At 66.8% G+C, this 20,111-nt stretch carries 6 protein-coding genes; 4 read left to right on the forward strand and 2 right to left on the reverse strand.

The genetic code is table 11. From position 1 onward, the window contains the following. Positions 1-283 precede the first annotated feature (283 nt). The 4 genes from AWC08_RS02875 to AWC08_RS02890 are packed head-to-tail and all read left to right on the forward strand — an operon-like array spanning position 284 to position 16,891. Complete coding sequence (locus tag AWC08_RS02875; protein WP_083270992.1) at positions 284-9,337, forward strand: non-ribosomal peptide synthetase; 9,054 nt, start codon at positions 284-286, stop codon at positions 9,335-9,337. Next, positions 9,334-14,802, forward strand: a complete 5,469-nt coding sequence (locus AWC08_RS02880; RefSeq protein WP_159459952.1) for a non-ribosomal peptide synthetase — start codon at positions 9,334-9,336, stop codon at positions 14,800-14,802. Before AWC08_RS02875 ends, AWC08_RS02880 begins: the two co-directional genes overlap by 4 nt. After that, positions 14,799-15,860, forward strand: coding sequence for a saccharopine dehydrogenase NADP-binding domain-containing protein (locus AWC08_RS02885; protein ID WP_232007731.1), 1,062 nt, complete (start codon positions 14,799-14,801; stop codon positions 15,858-15,860). The genes AWC08_RS02880 and AWC08_RS02885 overlap by 4 nt, the downstream gene beginning before the upstream one ends. Next, on the forward strand, positions 15,857-16,891 hold the full coding sequence (locus AWC08_RS02890) for a Gfo/Idh/MocA family oxidoreductase (protein ID WP_232007730.1): 1,035 nt from the start codon (positions 15,857-15,859) through the stop codon (positions 16,889-16,891). Before AWC08_RS02885 ends, AWC08_RS02890 begins: the two co-directional genes overlap by 4 nt. Here AWC08_RS02890 and AWC08_RS02895 read toward each other — a convergent pair. Then, complete coding sequence (locus AWC08_RS02895) at positions 16,886-19,216, reverse strand: FtsX-like permease family protein (protein WP_069432724.1); 2,331 nt, start codon at positions 19,214-19,216, stop codon at positions 16,886-16,888. The two genes, AWC08_RS02890 and AWC08_RS02895, sit on opposite strands and share 6 nt — an antisense overlap. Beyond that, positions 19,213-19,977, reverse strand: coding sequence for an ABC transporter ATP-binding protein (locus AWC08_RS02900; RefSeq protein ID WP_069432723.1), 765 nt, complete (start codon positions 19,975-19,977; stop codon positions 19,213-19,215). Before AWC08_RS02900 ends, AWC08_RS02895 begins: the two co-directional genes overlap by 4 nt. Between the last annotated feature and the right edge of the window lie 134 nt (positions 19,978-20,111).

Here is a 20,111-nt window from a genome sequence, read left to right on the forward strand (position 1 = left end):
ATATTGGGAGTTCTTGCATATGATTCGCATGTAGTAATCTGCTGCGGTCGGGACGGCTTGTCAAGCGGAAGTTGACCGAACACGTGGTCTTTGCCTCGGTATCCGCGGCGAGGATGAAGGTCAACCGCGCCGGACTCCAGGTGACAGCACTGCGAGGAAAGTCGCCGAGAACCTCGACGCCGGAGAACGTGTTGCACATCGTTCGCAAGTAGTAACTTGCTTTGAGAACGGGTCGCCAACGCGCGTGATGTGCCCGCATCGCCAGGTTCGGAGGAGTCAAGGGATGGTGTTCGTGGCGAATGGGACACCCGAACTCCGGCCGCTTGATGGACAGTGCAAGCGGGATAGGGCCAGCCCGCCGGCGGATCGGCGCGTCCCCGACGTGATCGCCGAGTGGGTGCACCGGCGTCCTGAGGCCATCGCGCTTCGCATGGCCGGGCTGGCAGGGACGGACGTCTGGACCTATCGGCGGCTGTGGGAGCAGGTCTGCCGGATCCGGGACAACGCCTTCGGAGATCTGCCGACGGGATCCCGTGTCGTGATGGCCCAGGCCGGAGATGCCGACTACGTCGCCGGTTTCATCGCCGCGATGGATGCTGGGCTGATCCCCGTTCCGCTGTTCATGCCCGCCGCCGACGCGTCCCAGCGCTTCCTGCGACGGGCACAGCACATTCTGCGGGACTGTGAACCGGCGGCCGTCTACACGAGCGCCGGCCTTGCCGAGACGCTCGAAGGGGAGGCGCTGCCGAACGGAATCGCGCTGCGGACGCCGGACTCGAGCGTGACGTTTGCGCGGCGCGCTGTCGCCGCGGGCGACGTCGCCTTCCTGCAGTACACCTCGGGCTCCACCGGGGAGCCGAAGGGAATCGTCAATACCCACAAGTCGATGCTCTGGCAACGCACGATCGGGTTGGCGCTGTGGAATCACCCGGACGACATCCGAACCGTCAGCTGGCTGCCGCTGTATCACGATCTGGGGATTTTCTGGGGGGTGTTGCTGGCGTTGGCCACCGGTGGGACCGCGACCGTCATCCCGCCCTTCGATTTTGTGCGCCACCCGCGCATCTGGCTGGAGACCGTCGACGAGGTACGCGGAAACTGGATCGCCGGACCGGATTTCGCCTATCGGCTCTGCATCGATGCCTTCGACGATACGAGCGCGAAATCCCTGGACCTCACCTGCCTGCGCCTGGCCGTCGATGGCGCGGAACCGGTCCGGACCGCCACGCTGCGTGACTTCGCGGCGAAGTTTCAACCGGCGGGACTGCGAGCCGACGTCATGGCTCCGCAGTACGGGCTCGCCGAAGCCGGACTGGCGGTATCGGGCACCACGAGTCCCCGGCCGTGGGTGCGGGCGAGCTTCGACGCCGAGCAACTCAACCGCGGCCGTGCAGTCGCGTGCAGCGATGAGCCGGCGGATCGGCGCGCTCGCACCCTGGTCAGTTGCGGCGACAGCACACTGGGCTGGGACGTTCGCATCGTCGATCCACAGCTGCGGGTTGTCCTGCCGGACGGTACCGTCGGTGAGATCTGGGTCGCCGGAGAGGGCCTGCCGGCAGGATACTGGCGCCGGCCGGACCAGACGGCGGAAACGTTCGGCGCCAAGACGTCTGACGGTGGCGGGCCGTTCCTGCGCACAGGCGACGCGGGATTCCGCCGGGATGGCGAACTGTACATCTGCGGGCGGTACCGGGACCTGATCATCGTCGGGGGCGGCAATTACTTCCCGAACGACATCGAGCTGACCGTCGAAGAGGCCGGTTGCGGCGTCGACAACGGGGGCGCCTGCGCGGTTCAGCCGGAAGCGTCGGCCGGACAGTGGTGGCTGGTCGTCGAAACGGCCTCTCCGGCAGACGACCTCGACGACCTGAGCCGTATTCTGCGCCGCCGCATTCTGACCGCGCACCGGACCGCACCGGAGCGCATCATCTGGGTGCGACAGCGGGCGCTGCCCCGGACGACGTCCGGAAAGATTCGGCGACGCAAAACGCTCGAGTTGCTTGCGGCCAGCAAGTTAGATGTCCTGCAAGAGATTTCGGCGGATCCCAACCACCCGGTCGCGGTCACGGAGTTGGCGGGGCGCGTCGCGGCCCTACTCGGCGTCACCGCGGGTGATCTGGCTGGTGATACCGATCTGGTTACACTGGGCCTGACCTCGGTGATGGTCGCACAGGTCGTGGAATGGTCGGCAGCGCGATCACGACGATTGGACTTCGCCGAGCTCTATGCCGAACCGACACTGGATAATTGGCAGCGACTTTACGACGCTGCCGCTACGGCAAGCTCGCGACTGGTCGGCTCCGACGGATCGACGACGGCATTGCAACGCGCTTACTGGGTCGGCCGCGGCGCCGAACAACCCCTCGGCGGCGTGGGCTGCCAGACCTACTTCGAGTTGGGCGGCGCGGACATCGACCCGATTCGGCTGGACGCGGCGCTGGACGGACTGGCGCGCCGGCACCCGATGTTGCGCAGCATGTTTCCCGATGCCGACCGATTCCACATCGCGCCGCGCAACATCCACGCCCCGTTGCGGATACACGATCTGACCGGTACCACCGACACCGACCGCAGCCGGCACCTCACCGAGGTGCGTGCCCGGCTGCGCACACATCGATTCGACATCGAAAGCGGAGACACCTGGCGGGTCGAGCTCACGCGTCTGGATGATCGTTGCGTTCTGCACTGTGCCATCGACCTCATCATCGCTGACCTGACCAGCATCGGCATTTTCCTGCGCGACCTGGCCGCGCTCTACCGCGGTGACGAGTTGACCTGTGCTCCAAACTCTTTCGATGCAGCGGCCCGGATGCCAGCGCCAACCCGCGATGATGCCGAATTGTTGCCCGAAGGCCCACAGCTGCCCCGGGTCGAAGAGCGTGACGTCGTCTTCCGGCGTGAGCAACACGCGCTGAGCCGCGACTCGATCGCCGGCCTGGACGCGGCGTGCCGCGCCCACGGCGTCACCCGGGCCGCCGCCTTCCTCGCCGTGTACAGCCTGGTGCTGCAGCGCTGGAGCACCACACCCGACTTCCTGATCAATGTGACGACTTTCGGCCGTCCGCCGGGTGTCGCGGATGTGATTGGTGATTTCACTCAGACGCACCTATACCGGACCGGAGGGCATGCTCAGGCCGCTTTCGCCGAGCAGGTGCGCAACGCACAGCGGGGCCTGCGCGCCGCGCTCGCCGGCGCCGAATCCACCGATCTGTTGGCGGCGCAACTGCGGGCAGGTCACGGACACAGCGGAATCGCCCCGGTGGTATTCACCTACGCTGCGGACACCACCGTCCTGCGGCACGCCGACGCCGAAACCCTCGGCACCGTCGGCGAAGTGACGTCGATGACCCCCCAGGTGATCATCGACAACCAGGTCGGCGCGCTCGGTGGGGATCTGATCGTGTCCTGGGATTACCGCGCGGGTTGCTTTCCGGGTGCTGTCGTCACCGACATGTTCGCGGCATACGTCGGACTGCTGCAGCGCCTCGGCAGTCACGATTGGGCCCTCCCGCTCTCCATTGAGCTGCCGAAACATTCAGCCCTGGCCCGCCAACGGTGTAACGCCACGACCGTGCCCACGCCGCCAGGAGCGCTTTACCAGGCGTTCCGGGAGCACGCTCGACGCAACCCCGCCGCCATCGCGTTGTGTTGGGCCGCCGACGAATTCGGCCCAGGACTCAACGGAGATCCGATCGCCGCCGCTCACCCGCACCTGACCTACGGCGCACTCGACGAACTGGCACGCCGCGTCGCCGGCGCGCTGGCCGCTCGGCACGCGCCGGGCTCGATCATCGGAATTCAGCTTCCCAAGGGACCCGCGCAGGTCGTCGCCGTGCTCGGAGTCCTGATGTCCGGCTGCGGCTACCTCCCGGTCGGTGTGGACCAGCCCGGCGAGCGGTTTGCCCGCATTTGCGCACTGTCCGCAATGGCGGGCCTGATCCGGTCAGGAGGCCAGGAACACAGCGCGTTCACCGCCGGACCGATCGTGCACGACATCGAGTTCATGTTGCGAAGCGCGCCGGCCGAGCCTCTCCCGGTGGACCCGCACGACATCGCCTACGTGATCTACACTTCCGGTTCAACCGGCGAACCCAAAGGTGTTCTCATCTCGCACGCGGCGGCGCTGAACACGATCGTCGACGTGAACCGCCGGAACGCAATCGGCGCCACCGACGTCCTGCTGGCGTTGTCGGCGCTGGATTTCGACCTCAGTGTGTACGACATCTTCGGGCCGCTGAGCCGCGGGGCCAGCGTCGTGACGATCTCCGAGACACACCGGCGCGACGCGTTTCGCTGGAAGGCGCTGATCACTGAATTCTCGGTGACCGTATGGAATTCGGTGCCGCCGCTGCTGGACATGCTGCTGATCGCGGTGGGAGACGAACCCGCAGCGTTGTCGACGCTGCGTTCGGTGTTCCTCTCCGGGGATTGGATTCCGCACGACATGGCACGGCGTCTGCACGGAGTCGCCCCGCAGGCGCGGCTGGTCGCGATGGGTGGCGCTACCGAGGCCGCGATCTGGTCCAACGAGTTCGTGGTCGCCGACCGAGACCCCGAGTGGGTGTCGGTCCCGTACGGATACCCATTGGGCAATCAGGTGTTCCGGGTGGTCGACAACACCGGCCAGGATCGCCCCGACCACGTTGCGGGTGAATTGTGGATCGGTGGAGCGGGCGTCGCGCTCGGCTACCAGAGCGCACCGGCGCTCACCGCCGAGAAATTCGTGGCGGACGAGGAAGGGCGGCGGTGGTATCGCACGGGTGACCTCGGATGCTATTGGCCCGATGGCACCCTGGAATTTCTCGGCCGGATCGATGCCCAGGTGAAGATCAACGGCCACCGGGTGGAATGCGGCGAGATCGAACACGTGCTGCGGGGACATCCGGGAGTCGGCAGCGCCGTGGTGGTCCCCATCCACAGCAACCGGGCGCTGGGTGCCGTCATCGTCGCGGAATGCGATGCCGCGGAACCGAGTTCCGCCGAGTTGCGGATGCACCTCGAGTCCCGGCTGCCGCAGTACATGGTTCCGAACCTTTTCCTTTTCGGCTCCACGTTGCCGCTCAACGGCAACGGCAAAGTCGATCGCCGCAGGGCCGCCCTGGACGTAGAGGCCGACGCGCACGCGGCATCGCACCGGCAGCCGAGCGGTGCGCTCACCCCGGTGGAACAGCGTGTCGCCGAAGTGTGGTCGGCCGTACTGGACTCACCGATCACCAACCACGATGACAACTTCTTCCGCCGCGGTGGGGACAGCCTGCGGGCAACGCAGGTGGCCCGGGAACTGAAGCGCAAGGGTGTGCACGGCGCGGACGTCGGTCAACTGCTCAAACGCCAGACGCTCCGCGAGTTCAGCTCGGTATGTGTCGCCGGCCCGCTCCCCGACGATGCGGGCGAACACTCGGTCGCGACTGCCGTGACGGAGTTCCCGCTGACGCGTCTGCAGCAGGCGTACGTGCTCGGCAGCGCGGGGATGAACGGAACCCTCCGCGCGCCAACATACTTCGCGGTGGTTCTCGAGGCGACTGAGCCGGCGGACGACATCGACCCGGACCGGTTCGCCGCCGTTGTCAGCCGATGCGTCGACGAGTTCGACCTGCTGCGTTGCACCCTGGATACCGACACCGGACAACGAGTGCACGCCCACGCCGGGCCGGTTGCCGTCACGATGGTTGCCGGCCTCGACCCCGACGTGCTGATGCAACGAATGGCCGGCGAGACGTTCGATCCGCGGGCGGTTCCAGCCGTCCAATGCTTTGCGCTCACCGGCTCATCGCGCCACATCGGGTTGCTGATCAACTACCTGAGCCTCGATGCGCGCAGTCTGACCACGGTCATCGCGACGATCGTCGCCGACTACCAGCGCTCGCCACGGCCATTCCAAGTTGATTGCGGCGCTACCGTTTTCGCACGGTTCGCGGCCGAGACACCCCACAACGGCTATGCGCACGAGCACAGCCCGCCACCGGCGCTGCCATTGTGCGTTGGCGGCGCTGGTGACCACGACGGCCGGGTCCGCTTCGCAAGGTCCACCTTCACGCTTGATCCGCACGAGTTCGGCTGCCTGCGCGAGCGGGCCTCTCGGCTGGGTGTCACCCCCACCGCGCTGATCTTCGAGGCCTTCGGCGCGGCGCTGTACGCAACGGGGACCGGACCGCGGTTCGCAATCGTGGTGCCCACGTCGCACCGGCCGGACTACGCGCCGGCTGACCGTGAGGTGCTGGGCAGCTTCACCAGACTGATGCTGTGCGACCTGGACTACAGCGTCGCCGAACCCGGCTCCCAGGAGGCGGTCTCCGCCGCTCAGGAGCAGTTGTGGTGCGCGGTCGGCGATGCCGGTGATGCGACGGCGTACCTTGCCGCGCTGAGAGCGGCCGGATCGGCGGGCTATCCCGTCGTCTTCACCAGCACGCTGGGCCTGGTCCCTCAGCGGTCCGCTCAGTTGTCGAGCGTCTGCACCCTGACACAAACTCCGGGTGTGTGGCTCGACTGCCAGGTGGAAGACCACAGCGGGGGGGCCCGGATCAGCTGGGACGTGGCTACCGGAGTGATTCCCGATGAGGCGCTGACACAGGGATTCTCCTACTTCGAAAACGCAGTGCGCGGCGGGCGCCTCGCCGAACCGGTCCCTGACACCGAGGACTGTGATTGGCCCACCGCGGTGATCGCCACAGCGAGACGGCTGTGCGGCACGAGGCAGGTGCGCCAGGAGTACGCGGCTTTGCTGCGGCATTGGGGGCAAGTGCGGAACGGGTTTGCGGCGCACCAGGACACCGACCGGGCGGCGCGCAGGCTGGCCGACATCATCACCGGCGCGGCATCCCCGCAGACGCTGATCGGTGACCCACAACTGGCTCCGGAGGCGCTGCTGCTCGCCGACGAGCGGACGCAACGGGCGCTCGAGGAGCTCACCGAGCGAATCTTCGCACATTCGCGTCAGGTCGGCCGGCGGCTCCGGATCATGGAGATAGGCTCGCGGACCGGCCTGATCACCGAGCGGCTCACCGGTCTGATCGGTGCGGTCGTGCAGGAGTACCTGTGCTTCGAGCCTAACCCCGTGCAGGCTGCTATCGCGGCCGACCGGAACATGAAGTCGCCTGTCCGGCGGCTTAATTCGCATCGGCAGCTCGCCGCGACCGAGGCGGATGTCGTGGTCTGCTGCGGCTCCCTGCACCAGCTCACCGACGCGGGCGCGGTGCTCGACGCGGTCACCGTGGCCGAAGGTGGCTGGCTCTGGGTGGCTGAAATCTGTGAGATCAGCACGGCGACACTGGTCAGCGCCGCCGTGCTGAACCCCGATCTGCTCTCGGCGGGGCCACTGCCCGCGGCGCACGAGTGGTGGCGGTTTCTGGCGCAACGGCATTGGCAGCCGGCCCAGATGACGCAGAACGGACCCGGCCTGACAATCATCGCCCATCCCCGGTGCCAGGATCGGCGGCCTCGGGCGGCACCCCGGTCCGACGTGGCGCCGCCTCCGCCGCCGGCGGGCCCGGCGCGCGTCCGGGCCGTGGACGAGTCGGTGCTGGCGACGATCGCCGGAATTTGGCAGCGGCACTTGAACATTGCCGGATCCGCTTTACCCGCCGCCGATGACGATTTCTTCTTGCTCGGCGGGGACAGCCTGGTGGCTACCCGGGTTTACGCCGACCTGCAGAGTGCCGGCTTCACGCGGCTGGCCCTCGTCGACCTGTTCAACTACCCGGTGCTGGCCGAACTCGCCGAGCGCGCGGGTACACCCACCCCGGCGCGTCAAGCGCGGCAGCAGTCGACCATCACGGCCGGTGACGAATCGTCTTATCCGCTGACCGTCGTCCAGCAGGCCTACCTGGCCGGCCGGTTCGGCGGATTCATGCTCAGCGGTGTTGCCGCACACTGCTATTTCGAGTTCGACGTGCACGAGTTCGACCTGATGAAGTTCGAGACGGCCGCGCGGCAACTCATCGACCGCCATCCCGGGCTGCGTACCACGGTGACGCGCGAATCCTCGCGCTGGTGCGCAGTCGTGCACCCCGGCCCGATCGAACCGGTGGTGCGCGTTTACGACGATGTACGGACACCGATGCGCGACCAGGTCATCGACCTGACGGCGCGGCCCGGGATCGATTTTGGCGTGCAGCTGTGTGGCAGCGGGCGCGCCATCGTAGGGATCGGTATGGACAACATCATGCTCGACGGCGCCAGCATGATGATTGCGCTGGCTCAGCTGGAATACCTCTACCGGGGTGGCGGCATCGATGAGTTGCCTTCGCTCCCGACAACATTCGCACACTATGTGGCCCGTCACCCGGAACTGTGGCCCGACGCCGACGAAGACGTCCTGCCGAGGCTGGCCGACAGCCGTGACTACTGGCGTTCCCGCCTGCCCGTACTGCCCGCGGCGCCGCCGTTGGCCGCGATGCAGGAGCTGCTCGACATCGAGAAGCCGGTGTTCGAACGGGTGGAAGCAACTGTCGGGCCATCCGACTGGTGCCGGATCACCGAGGCATGCCGCGCCGAAAGAGTCACCGCTGCATCGTTTCTGCTTGCTCACTACGCGCGAGTGCTGGGCGGGTGGTCAGACACCGATCACTTCTGTGTCAATGTCACCCTCTTCGATCGGGATCCTGATGTGCCGGGGATCGAACAGGTCATCGGCGACTTCACATCGTTGCTACTCCTGGAGTGCCGCGTCGATGCCACCGAGTCGATATGGGAACTGGCGCGCCGGTTGCAGCGGCAGCTGTTCACCGACTTGCCCCATCGCGCCGCGGATGCGGTATGGCTACAGCGTGAACTGTTGCGCCATCATGGCCAACCGGCCAAAGCGGTGTTCCCGGTGGTATTCACCTGCGGGCTCGGCCTGACCGATACGTCGCGGGGTACGCCGTTGGAGCTCGGCCGGTTGGTGTTCGGCCTCTCCCAGACTCCGCAGACGGTGCTGGACTTTCAGATGTGGGAGCACGCCGGGGGACTGTCGCTCTCCTGGGACTTCGTCACCCAGGCGATTCCGCCGGAAGCCGCGCTGCACAACCTCGACACGATGGTCGACGGTATGCTCACGGCCGCCATAATCCCGGCTGCCATAAATCCGGACGCCCGGTACGACGAACTCAGCGACCAGGTTCTGCGGACCTGCGCGGCGACGCTCGGCCTGCCGCGTGTTGAGCCGGCAGACAATTTCTTTCGGCTGGGCGGGGACTCGGTGACGGCGACCAGAGTCGTCGAACAGCTCAGTCGGGACGTGTCGCCCGCCGCGACGCTGCGACTGTTGTTCGAGCATCCGGTGATCGGTGATTTCGTGACCCAACTCAGGACGGTCGCCGACGATGCCGGCCCAGACTTCGAAGAGGGCGTGCTGTGAGCGCCGCCGCGTTGATCGAGCAGGTGCGCAGCATGGGTGTGCAACTGTGGGTCGACGGTGTGAATTTGCGCTTCCGCGCTCCGCAGGGAGTGCTGGACGCCGAACTGAAAGCACAACTGTCTGCGGCCAAGTCGGACCTCATCGCGGAACTCAACCGCGAGACCGAGGTGCTGCGGGCCCCGCAGGACAGGTTCGAGCCTTTTCCCCTCACCGAAGTACAGGCCGCGTATGCGGTTGGTCGCACATCGGCCTTTCGGTGGGGCGGTGTCGGCTGTCACGGATATGCGGAGTTCGCCGTCGACCACGCCGTGGCCAGGCCCGACGCGCGGGCTTACCGCCGTGCGTGGCGCAAAGTCGTTGCGGCCCATGACATGTTGCGCTGTGTCGTGCATTCCGACGGCTATCAGATCATCCGCCCTGAGCTTGACGACGGCCTGACGGTCCGGCAGAGTGCCGACCACCAGCGAATCCTCGGTGAGCGCGAACGCATCGCGGACGAACTCGGCCACCGCACTTACCCGCTGGGTGAAGGGCCGATGTACGAGATAGTGGTGACGATCGGGCCCCGCGACACCGTGGTGCATGTCTCCGTTGATCTACTGATCGCGGATTTCGTCAGCATCTCGATCGTGATGACCGATTTCGGCCGGTTGTTGCTCGCGCCGGAACATCCTCTGCCGTTAGCCGAGTTCAGCTTTCGCGACTATCTGCTGAACGTCGCCCATCACCGCGGTACGGTTGCGGGCGCCTCGCGTAGGCAGCGGGACCTCGCCTACTGGCAGGCTCGCGTGGGCCAGCTTCCGCCGCCGGTTTTGCTGCCGCTGCGGCCCGTCGGGTCGGCCGGGTCGGTGCCGGAGGTCGCAGCAACGTTCACCCGACGGTCGATGCGGATACCTGCCGACCAGTTCGCCGCTTTCAGCCGCCTCGCGGCCCAGCATGGTGCCACCGCCAGCGTCGCGATCACCGCGGCATTCGGCACCGTGCTGGGCCGCTACGGTGATCGCGACCATTTCCTGCTGACGCTGACCACGATGAGCCGCCACCCCTTCACCCCGGACGTCGGTCGGGTGGTCGGGGACTTCACCGGGACCAGCCTGCTGGAGGTCGACGTCCGCGACGGGCGCCCGTTCGCCGAGCTCTTGCGGAGGATCGGCGCGCGTCTTTTCGACGACATGGACCATTCCGCCGTCGATGGTGTCGAGGTAGCGCGCATGCTGGCCCAAAGCGACGAGAATCGCGGGGCGCATTCACCAGTGGTGCTCACCTCGACCCTCGGTGCCGGCATCGCGGGGGACGTGGGCGCGAACGCGTCGTTCCTGCGACCGATACCGGGGCGTGGTCTGAGCCAGACTCCCCAGGTGCTGCTGGACTGTCAGGTGTTCGAGGCCGGCGGTGAATGCGAGATCAATTGGGACACCCGGGACGGTGCCATCAGCGACGAGGTGCTCGACCGGGCTTTCGCCGACCTTCGCGACGTGCTGTGGATGCTGAGCACCGACCCGCCGGCCTGGGACCGCCCCGTGCTGCCGGTGGTGGCACCGGCGCCCGCCCCAGTGCTGCAGACCAGCGGAACCACTATCCTGCATTCGGGTTTCGTAGATCATGCCGCCCACACGCCGGAGGCGGTGGCCATCCGGCAGGGCGATGAGTCGACCACCTACGGTCAGTTGATGGCCGCGGCCCGGTCGGTGGCGGCCGAGTTGTCGGCCGCTGGTGTCGGCGCCGGTGACTATGTCGCAATTCGCCTGCTGGAGGGCCGAAGTCAAGTCGCCGCGATTCTGGGTACCTTGCTGGCAGGTGCCGCCTACGTGCCACTCGACGTCGAGTGGCCGGACCGACGTACGGCGCAGATCATCCGGCAATGTTCACCGGCCGTGGTCTGCGAACCCGGCGGACCGATCGACGACCTACTCGCCGAACCGACGACCTGGCACCCGCGCGGCACGGCCATCGGCCCGATGGTGACCGCACCCGACGACATCGCGTACGTAATCTTCACATCGGGGTCCACCGGAACGCCGAAGGGAGTCATGGTCACTCACCGCGCCGCGATGAACACCGTGGCCGACATCAACGACCGACTGGACATCACGGCGAGCGACGCGGTACTGGCCGTCTCGCAGCACACCTTCGACCTCTCGGTGTACAACATCTTCGGGCTGCTCGCGGCGGGCGGCACGATCGTGTTCGCCGAAGGCGGCGGACGCAACGACCCCCGGGCGTGGACCGATGCCATCTTGAAAAACCGGGTCACCGTGTGGAATTCGGTTCCGGCACAGATGCAACTCTTACTGGACGATGCCGGGGGGCACCGGCTGCCCGGCCTTCGACAGATCATGTTGTCCGGCGACTGGATCCCGGTGTCCCAACCCGGACAGATCTCAACACTGGCCCCGCACGCGTCGATGCTGAGCCTCGGCGGTGCGACCGAGGCGGCGATCTGGTCTATCTGCCACCCGATTCAGCCCCGGCGCTACACCCGCAGCGTTCCGTACGGGACTGCGATGCGTAACCAGACTGTGCAGGTCCTGACCCACCGCGGCGAGCCGGCCGCACCGTGGCAAATCGGCGAGATCCACATCGGCGGAGCGGGTCTCGCCCGCGGCTATCTCGGCGACCCGGCCCGCACCGCCGCGGCGTTCATCACCCACCCCGTCAGCGGCGAGCGACTCTATCGGACCGGCGATTACGGCAGGGTCACCGACGACGGCGTGATCGAACTGCTCGGCCGGCGAGACAATCAGGTCAAGATCCGTGGGCACCGAATCGAATTGGCGGAAGTGGACTCGGCGTTGAGTGCCCTGCCCGGGGTACGGGGCGCGATGAGTGCTGCCATCGGTGCGGAACCCCACGAGCGGGTCATCGCCGCCGCCGTGGTCCCGGACTTCGCCGATGACGAGGAGCATTCCGAACGGCATCGCGTCGCGGCGACGGTCCGGCGTGGCCTCGACAAGGCGCACCGCCACCAGATCGCCGCTCTCGATATCGACAAGGTGCTGTTCTTCGCCTCCGCCGCCCGTGCGACCGCGTTGATGAGCATGTCTGCCGCGCTGGGCACGGGCGTGCCCGCCGGCGAATGTGTCGCCGTCGACGAACTGGCTCGCCGGTTGTCTCTCCCAGATCGCCTGCACCGGTTGTTCCACCGGTGGCTCGATGCGCTCGCCGACGATGGCCGGGTCCGGTTTGCGGCGGGAGCGCAGCTCGAACTGATTGGCCGCCAGAGTCTTTCGGATTGCGTCGGTGACTGGCAGCGGGTCCGTGAGCTGGGTGCGGCCGTCGATTACGGCGACGACCTGCTGGCGTATGTGGGTGAATGCATCGAGCACCTGCCCGGTCTGCTGGCCGGCACCGTCGACCCGTTGCAGCTGCTCTTTCCAGAGGGAACCGTCGACACCGCGACGGCCGCATACCGAGACAACCTGGTCAGCCGGTACACCAACCATGTGCTGACATGCGGCATCACCGCACGCGCCGGCCAGGCGACAGCGCAGCGGGCGCTGCGTGTCCTCGAAATCGGGTCTGGGGTAGGCGGCACCAGCGTGGGATTGATCACCGCACTGGCGGCCTACCCCGTGCACTACACCTTCACCGATGTCTCCCACTTTTTCCTCGCCCGCGCCCGAAACTTGTTCGCAGAGCACGACTTCATCGACTACCGCATCTTCGACATCAATCGGCCACCCGCGGAGCAAGGCTTCGCCGCGGCCTCGTTCGACATCATCGTGTGCGCCAATGTGCTGCACAACGCGGTCAACATCGATGACGCACTCGTGATGCTGGATCGCCTGCTGGCGCCCGGCGGGTCCCTTGTCTTCGTTGACGCCACGGCCGTCAACCCTCCACTGATGATCTCCATGGAATTCAAGGAAGGCCTGCACGGCTTCACCGACGTGCGCGCGGAGACGAACTCAGCGTTCCTGGCCTATGCGCAGTGGCACGATGCACTCCGGAGGTCACCATTCGGCGAGGTTTGCAGTTTCCCGCCACCCGGGCATCCGCTGGGCTTGCTCGGCCAGCATGTGTTCTGGTGTGACTCAGCGTCTCCCGCGCAGGCACTGCGTTCCCCAGAACTGATCGAGGGTGCCCGGCGGGCGCTGCCTGGTTATATGGTTCCCCAGCAGCTGGTCTGTCTGCCGGCATTCCCGCTGACCGCCAACGGCAAGATCGACCGGCGCGCGGTGACCGCCGAACTCGAGACGCTTCGGGCCGCGGCCCGGGTCACCAGCGGTGCGGCGGGCGGACGCCCGGTGGTTCTGGACGGAATGCAATCCCGCATCGCCACCATCTGGGCGTCGGTGCTGGGGTTGGACGTGGACCAGTTGTCGCCCACCTCAGACTTTTTCGCACTGGGTGGTGACTCACTGCTGATGGCGCAGGCGATCGGGCGGATCCGCCGGGACATCGCCGAAGCCGCCGGGCTGGCCTGGGATGAACTGCTCCGTGCGATGGTGAGCAATCCCACCCTGGTCGCCGCCGCCGATGCGGTGCGCCGTCCCGTCACCGAGTGCGCACCGGGTGCGTCCGGGCCTGTCGTGTCGCCGCTGGTCTATCTCGGTGCGGGCCAGGGCTTTTCCCCGGGCGGCGAGATCGCGGTCCTGGTCCACGACGGAAGCGGGGGATTGGCCCCTTATGACGAATTGGTTCCCTACCTGCGGGCGGGGGACCGGCTGCCCGACTTGTACGGCCTGCGCAGGGTGCCCGGTGACGGCTACTCCCAGATTCCGCCCGCTGAGCTGTTCAGCACCCTGGCCGCCCGGTACAGCGAACCGGTTGTCGCCCTGGCGCCCGGGAAGGTTCACCTGCTCGGCTACTGCATGGGCGGCCTGCTGGCGGCCGAGATCGCAAAATGTCTCGAAGAGGCCGGCATTGCCGTCGAGACCGTAACCGTCGTCAGCTCATACCGGGTACCCATCGATGTCCAAGACGACGACATCCTCGACTACTGCTTTGCCCAGATCCTCGGGGTGCCACCCGAAGTCCTCGGGATGCAAGTGGACGACGAAGCGGTACGCGGCGCGTTCACGCGGGCCCGATCCCGGTTCGTCGACGTCATACCGGCCGGGGCGCTGCGCAGCGTCGCCGAGCCGGTGCTTGCCGAATGCCTGCGGCGAAGTGCGGAACCGGGGGAGGCCCGGTTGCGCCTGCTGGCGGAATCCGGAGTCCTGGGACGGTCGTGGGACGTGGACTCGCTGCGCGAACTGCGGTCGGTGTTCGTGCACAGCCTGCGGGCGGTGGTGCACGGGGCGGCGGAACCGTTCCTGGGCGACGTCCACTTCCTCCGGCAGCGCGGCGACATCCACTTCCTGCCGACATTGCAGGAAGACATGACCGCCTTCTGGTCGGACTACTGCCTCGGCGAGTTGACCGTCAGCACCATCGACGGCAACCATTTCGACTGTCTGGCTGGCGAAAACGCGCGATCCGTCGCCAGACTGCTGGCGGAGTGCTGGGCCACGGACTCGTGAAGGTACTGCTGTTCGGCGCCACCGGGGCGGTGGGGAGAAGCTGCCTCGACGTGCTGACGCAGGCCGGGGAAGCCTCGGTGGTGCTCGCGGGTCGCGACGAGGCGCGGCTGCGGGAGGTGGCCACCGCCACCCGGGGCGACATCAGCATCGCGCGCCTGGACCTGACCGATCTCTCCGTCGTACCGGGCTGTGATGTCGTGATCAACTGCGCCGGCCCCTCACATCGACTCAGCGCATCAGTCGCCGGGACCGCCATCGCGGCCGGGTTGCCCTATATCGACCCCGGTGGTGACCAGGCACTGCTGGACCGCCTCACGGCCGCGAAACCCGCCGTTCCGGTGGTGCTGCAGGCGGGCGTCCAGCCCGGCCTCTCCGGTCTGCTGCTGCGTGAGCTGGCCGCCGACCTGGCGGGCGATTGCGACGACGTCACCGCATGGTGTGGCGGATTGCAGCGGTTGACGCCGGCATCGGTGCTCGAATATCTCGCCAGCCTCCAGGACGGGTGCAGCCACCCCGGTGCCGAATTGCGCGGCGGAAGGATTCACCGTGTCGATCGCACTGATCGTAAAATTCCTCCGGCCGGGTACTTTTCCGACTCGGTCACGCTGCATCCACACCTGGACGCCGAAACCGTCTCAGTCGCCGCGCATCTCGGCATCGGCAATGTCTTGTGGATGAACGTGTTCGACGGTATGCACACCACCCGGGCGATGCAGGGGCTCGCGCTTGACGGAGGGCAAATCCGCGACGCCGACCTGATCAATGTATCGGCGGCCGCCAAGCTCGATATGTTCGGACGTCGACCCTACTTCGCGATCGTCGGCGTGGCCGGCGCCAGGACGGTGGCCTTCACCTGTCCGGACAGCTATCGCGTCACGGGGGCGACGGCGGCGTACGCGGCCCGGCTCGTTGCGGGAATGCCGGCCGGCGTCCTGCCCTTCTGGCGCGTCGACGAGCCGCGTCGGGTGCTGGATTTCGTCACCGAGATGGTGCCCGAAGCCGCGGTGGCTTACGCCGACCATTTGGTGTCGCCGATGATCGAGGAAGGGGCGCTGTGACCGCCGCCGGCCGTCCGCGCGCAATCGTCGTGGGGGCGACGTTCGGCGCGGTCTACGCCGAGGCGCTGGCGGCCGCTGATTCACCGGTCGAGTTGGTCGGATTGGTCTCCACCGGATCGGCGGCATCGGCGGCTCTGGCCGATCGCTTGGGCATCGCGCTCTACCCGGACCTGGGCGACCTGCCACACGTCGACGTCGCATTCGTGGTGGTGCGCTCGGGTGTCGTCGGCGGGGACGGCGCCCAGATCGCCGAACGGTTGCTGACGCGAGGCATCCATGTGATGCAGGAGCAACCGGTGCATGCCGACGAGATTCTGTCCCTGCTGCGTACTGCGAAGGCGCACTCGGTCCGTTACGCCGTCAACGACTTCTACAGCCGGGTCGCACCGGTTCGTCAATTCATCAGTGCCGCAAGGGCCCTCGACAAGATTGAGCGGATTCGTTACGTGCATGCGCGGTCGTCGATCCATGTCGTCTACCCGTTGTTCGCCATCCTGAGTCAGCTCGTCGGACCACTGGCGCCGGCGCGAATCCGGGTGCCCGAGGAACGCGGGCCGGGCCCCTTCACCGCGGGCCGCCTGGTGCTCGGCGACGTGACGGTCGATCTGCTGATCCAGAACGAGATATGTCCCAGCGACCCCGACAATCACGCGCGACTGCTGCATGCCATCGCCGTCGGATCCGACGCCGGCGAACTCGTCCTGGACCACACCCACGGGACGACCCGGTGGCACCCTCGTCCCCGCGCCGAAGCGGCGGTGGGGGACTGGCCCATCGCCGAGTTGGTCGGCATCGAATTCGAGCCGACTACGTCGATTGTGCGAAATGAGCTGTGGCCAAGGGCAGTTCGGCGGGCGGCGGCTGACTTCGTCGAGTCGATCGACAATTCGGCAGCCATGATCACCCAGAGATTCATTCGGGCGACCCGACTGTGGTCGGAGTTCACCTCCGCGATGGGTCCGGCGGACTTGATCGAAGCCCGCGTGGCGAACGACGTCTCGGCGGACTTGCTCGCCCCAGGCCCGTCATAGTCCACGTTCCCGCACGATCCGCGCCAGATCGAGGCGATGAATCCTGCCCACGGTAGGCAACTGGGCCAGCGCGGCAGCGCAGAGAATGGCCAACGCCACCACCGCCGGTGTCGTCGCCTGCATCTCAAGACGCAGATGGTAACCAAGGCTGTGATAGGTGGACAGCAGCCGATCCGCGAGCAGTACGCCGCCCAACAGGCCCAGTGGCAGCGCGACCAGCGCGATGCTCATATTCTCCGCGGCGATCAAGCGGGACAGCATCCCCGCGCCCATGCCTTCAGCGTGAACCGCGCCGAGTTCACCCAGCCGCTCGGATATATTGGCAGACATCGCGTTATACAACATCGCGGCGGCCATCACCGCAGCGAACACCAGCATGATGCTGACGAGCGTGTCATAGAGGCTGAAAGCCTGCCGCATAGTCGAGGCGAGCGCCGTCGCCGAACGGTAGGCGACGACTCCCGGCAAGGCGGCTATCCGGTCCCCGGCCATCCGCGCGTCGGAACCGGGACGCAAAGTGATCAGCACGCCGTTGACGGGCAGCGAACCGGCCTGTGCTCTCAGGTGGTTCAGCGAAATATATACGACCGGTGAGAAAGGTTCGTCGACGAATCCGGCCACTCGCTCGGTGAGTCGCACTCCGGACTGTGGCACCACCACGTCGATTCGGTCGCCCAGCGACACGGCCAGCAGATCGCGGAGTCCCACTCCGAGCAGGACACCGTCGTCCGACAACCGGTTCGATCCCGATTCCATTGGGAAGGAGTGCATCTGGCTCTGTGGCTGCAGCCCGATCAACAGGGTCTGGTATCGGTGCGTGCCGGCGGTGACGGAGACGCCATAAGCACCGTACGGCTCCGCCGCGGCGACGTCACGGGCTCCGAGCAACTTCTCCGTGACGGCGCCGGCCGAACCGGACACCACCACCTCGCCGTCCTGCTTTGCGATCTGCCCGAACTGGCGATCCACCATGCCGGGCAGGGTGTCCCGCATGCCGGCGAAGACCATCACCAAGATGACGGACACAGCCACACCGAGCACCGTGAACACCGTCCGGCGCCGGTTGCGCAGTTGCGATCTGAGCACCATCCGCCATCTCGCCGGGATGCGACCAAGCGGCAAGCGGTATCCGGTGACACGGCGGCGGTCCGGCGGCGGGGCCACCCGCATCGCTTCCGCGGGCTGCATTCTCGCGGCGGCATTGGCCGGGGCCACCGCTGCCGACAGCGCGACGCCGATCACCGCGACCGCCGCGACGAGGTAGGTGAGTGGATGAATCGAGGTGAGGCGCATCGGCAATGCGATGGCCGCGGTGTACTTCGTCGTAATCCACTGTCCCAGTAGGAAGCCGCCGAACAAACCGGGAAGGATTCCCACTGCGGCACAGGCGAGTCCGTACCCCAGGTAGTGCCGGCGTACCGCGCCCGGCGAAAGCCCGTTGGCAATCAGGGTTCCTATGACGGCGCGTTGGGCGGCGACGATCCGCGAAAGCAGCACATAGGTGCCCAGCGCGACGGCGGCAAGAAACAGCCAGGGCAGAATCCCGGCGAGGCTGCCGAACTGCATGACGTCGTCCCGGAGCGTGTGGAATGACGGCTGCTGCTCGCGCGGAAGGAACTGCAGCCCTTTGTCTGTCGCCAGCGCGCCGACGGCCGTGGTCAGGGCGTCGGCCGCGGAGCGGTCGCGCGCATACACGGCCAGCTGTTCAACGGGCTGCGGCAGCACCCGCAACAGCTCGTCGTCGGGCAGAAACACCACACCGAAGTCCTCGGGAGTGGTCAGAACCTCCTGCGGGGAGCGCGCGGGCCACAGGTACTCCGTCGACAGAACCGATCCGGCAATCGTAAAAGGTTGCCAGCCTTGCTTTCCCAACAACTCGACTGTGTCGCCGGTAGCGAGGTGATAGTGCTCGGCCAGGTGCTGCTCGATCGCCAACTGGCCGGTGCGGGGCAGGGCACCGGTCCGGACGTCGAGCAACGACACGCTCGGCTGCCCGGAGTCGGGCACACCGATCGCGCGTCCGTACAGCGCGTGGCCGTTTACCCGGATGCCGACGTCGGCCTGGTGCCGGATCTCGACGAGCGGACTACCCGCCATCGCGCCGACGGCGGTACGCAATCCGGCCGCACCGGGCCCGGACACGACGGCGTCGGGCAACCGCTGGCTGGAGTAGGACCGTTCGAAGGAGCCTTTCAGATTGCGGTAACTGTCGGTGGCGGCGACGAAGACCGCGACGCCGATGGCCATGATCACGGCGATCGCCCCGAACCGCCACCGTGCCCGCTGCACATCGCGACGTATCTTGCGGCGCAGCGTGCGGCTCACCAGTCCAATTCCGATGCATCCAACGGGCTTTCGATCAACTCATTCTTGCTGATCGCGCCCGCATGCAGCCACAGCACCCGATCTGCCATCCGCGATATCTCGGTGTTGTGGGTCACCACGATCACGGTCTGCCCACCGTGCCGGGCGAGGTCACTGAGGGCCGCAAGGACTTGGCGACCGGTGGCCAGGTCCAGGCTTCCGGTCGGTTCGTCGCAGAGCAACAGTGGCGGCTGCTTGACGATCGCCCGGGCAATCGCAACCCGCTGCTGCTGGCCCCCGGAAAGTTGCGCGGGAAAGCGATCGGCGACGTCACCGACTCCCACCCGTGTCAACGCAGCGGCACTGCGGGATTGTGCATCGGGCCCCGTCAGCTCGGCAAGCAGTTCGACATTCTCGCGCGCGGTCAATGTAGGTACCAGGTTGAAGAACTGGAAGACGAAACCGACCTGCCGGCGCCGATACCGCGTACGAAGTTTGCGGCTGAGCGCGCCGACATCGTGACCGGCGACTTCGATCGTGCCGGCGGATGGTTGATCGATTCCGCCAATGATGTTGAGCAGCGTCGTCTTTCCCGATCCGGACGGGCCGAGTAGCACCACGAATTCGCCGGCCCGGATGTCCAGGTCCACCGTGTCCAGGGCGATGACCCGGTTGGGCCCGGCACCGTACGTCTTGCCGACGCCGGTCAGCCGCACCAGCGGTTCGTCGTCTCGACGGTGCGACTCAGAGTCCGCGTCACCCCCGTCCGGTTGTGCGCTCATGCGCTCACTATTTCATCTCCGTATTTCATCTCCGTCGTGGCGCGATCGGCACCCACATGTCCGCGAGGCCGTCGGCGGGTCCACACTTGTGCCATGAATGCCAGTGATTTCACCACCGCAGCCCCAGCGCGGGA

The organism is Mycobacterium gordonae, from assembly GCF_002101675.1.
Taxonomy (GTDB): Bacteria; Actinomycetota; Actinomycetes; order Mycobacteriales; family Mycobacteriaceae; genus Mycobacterium; species Mycobacterium gordonae.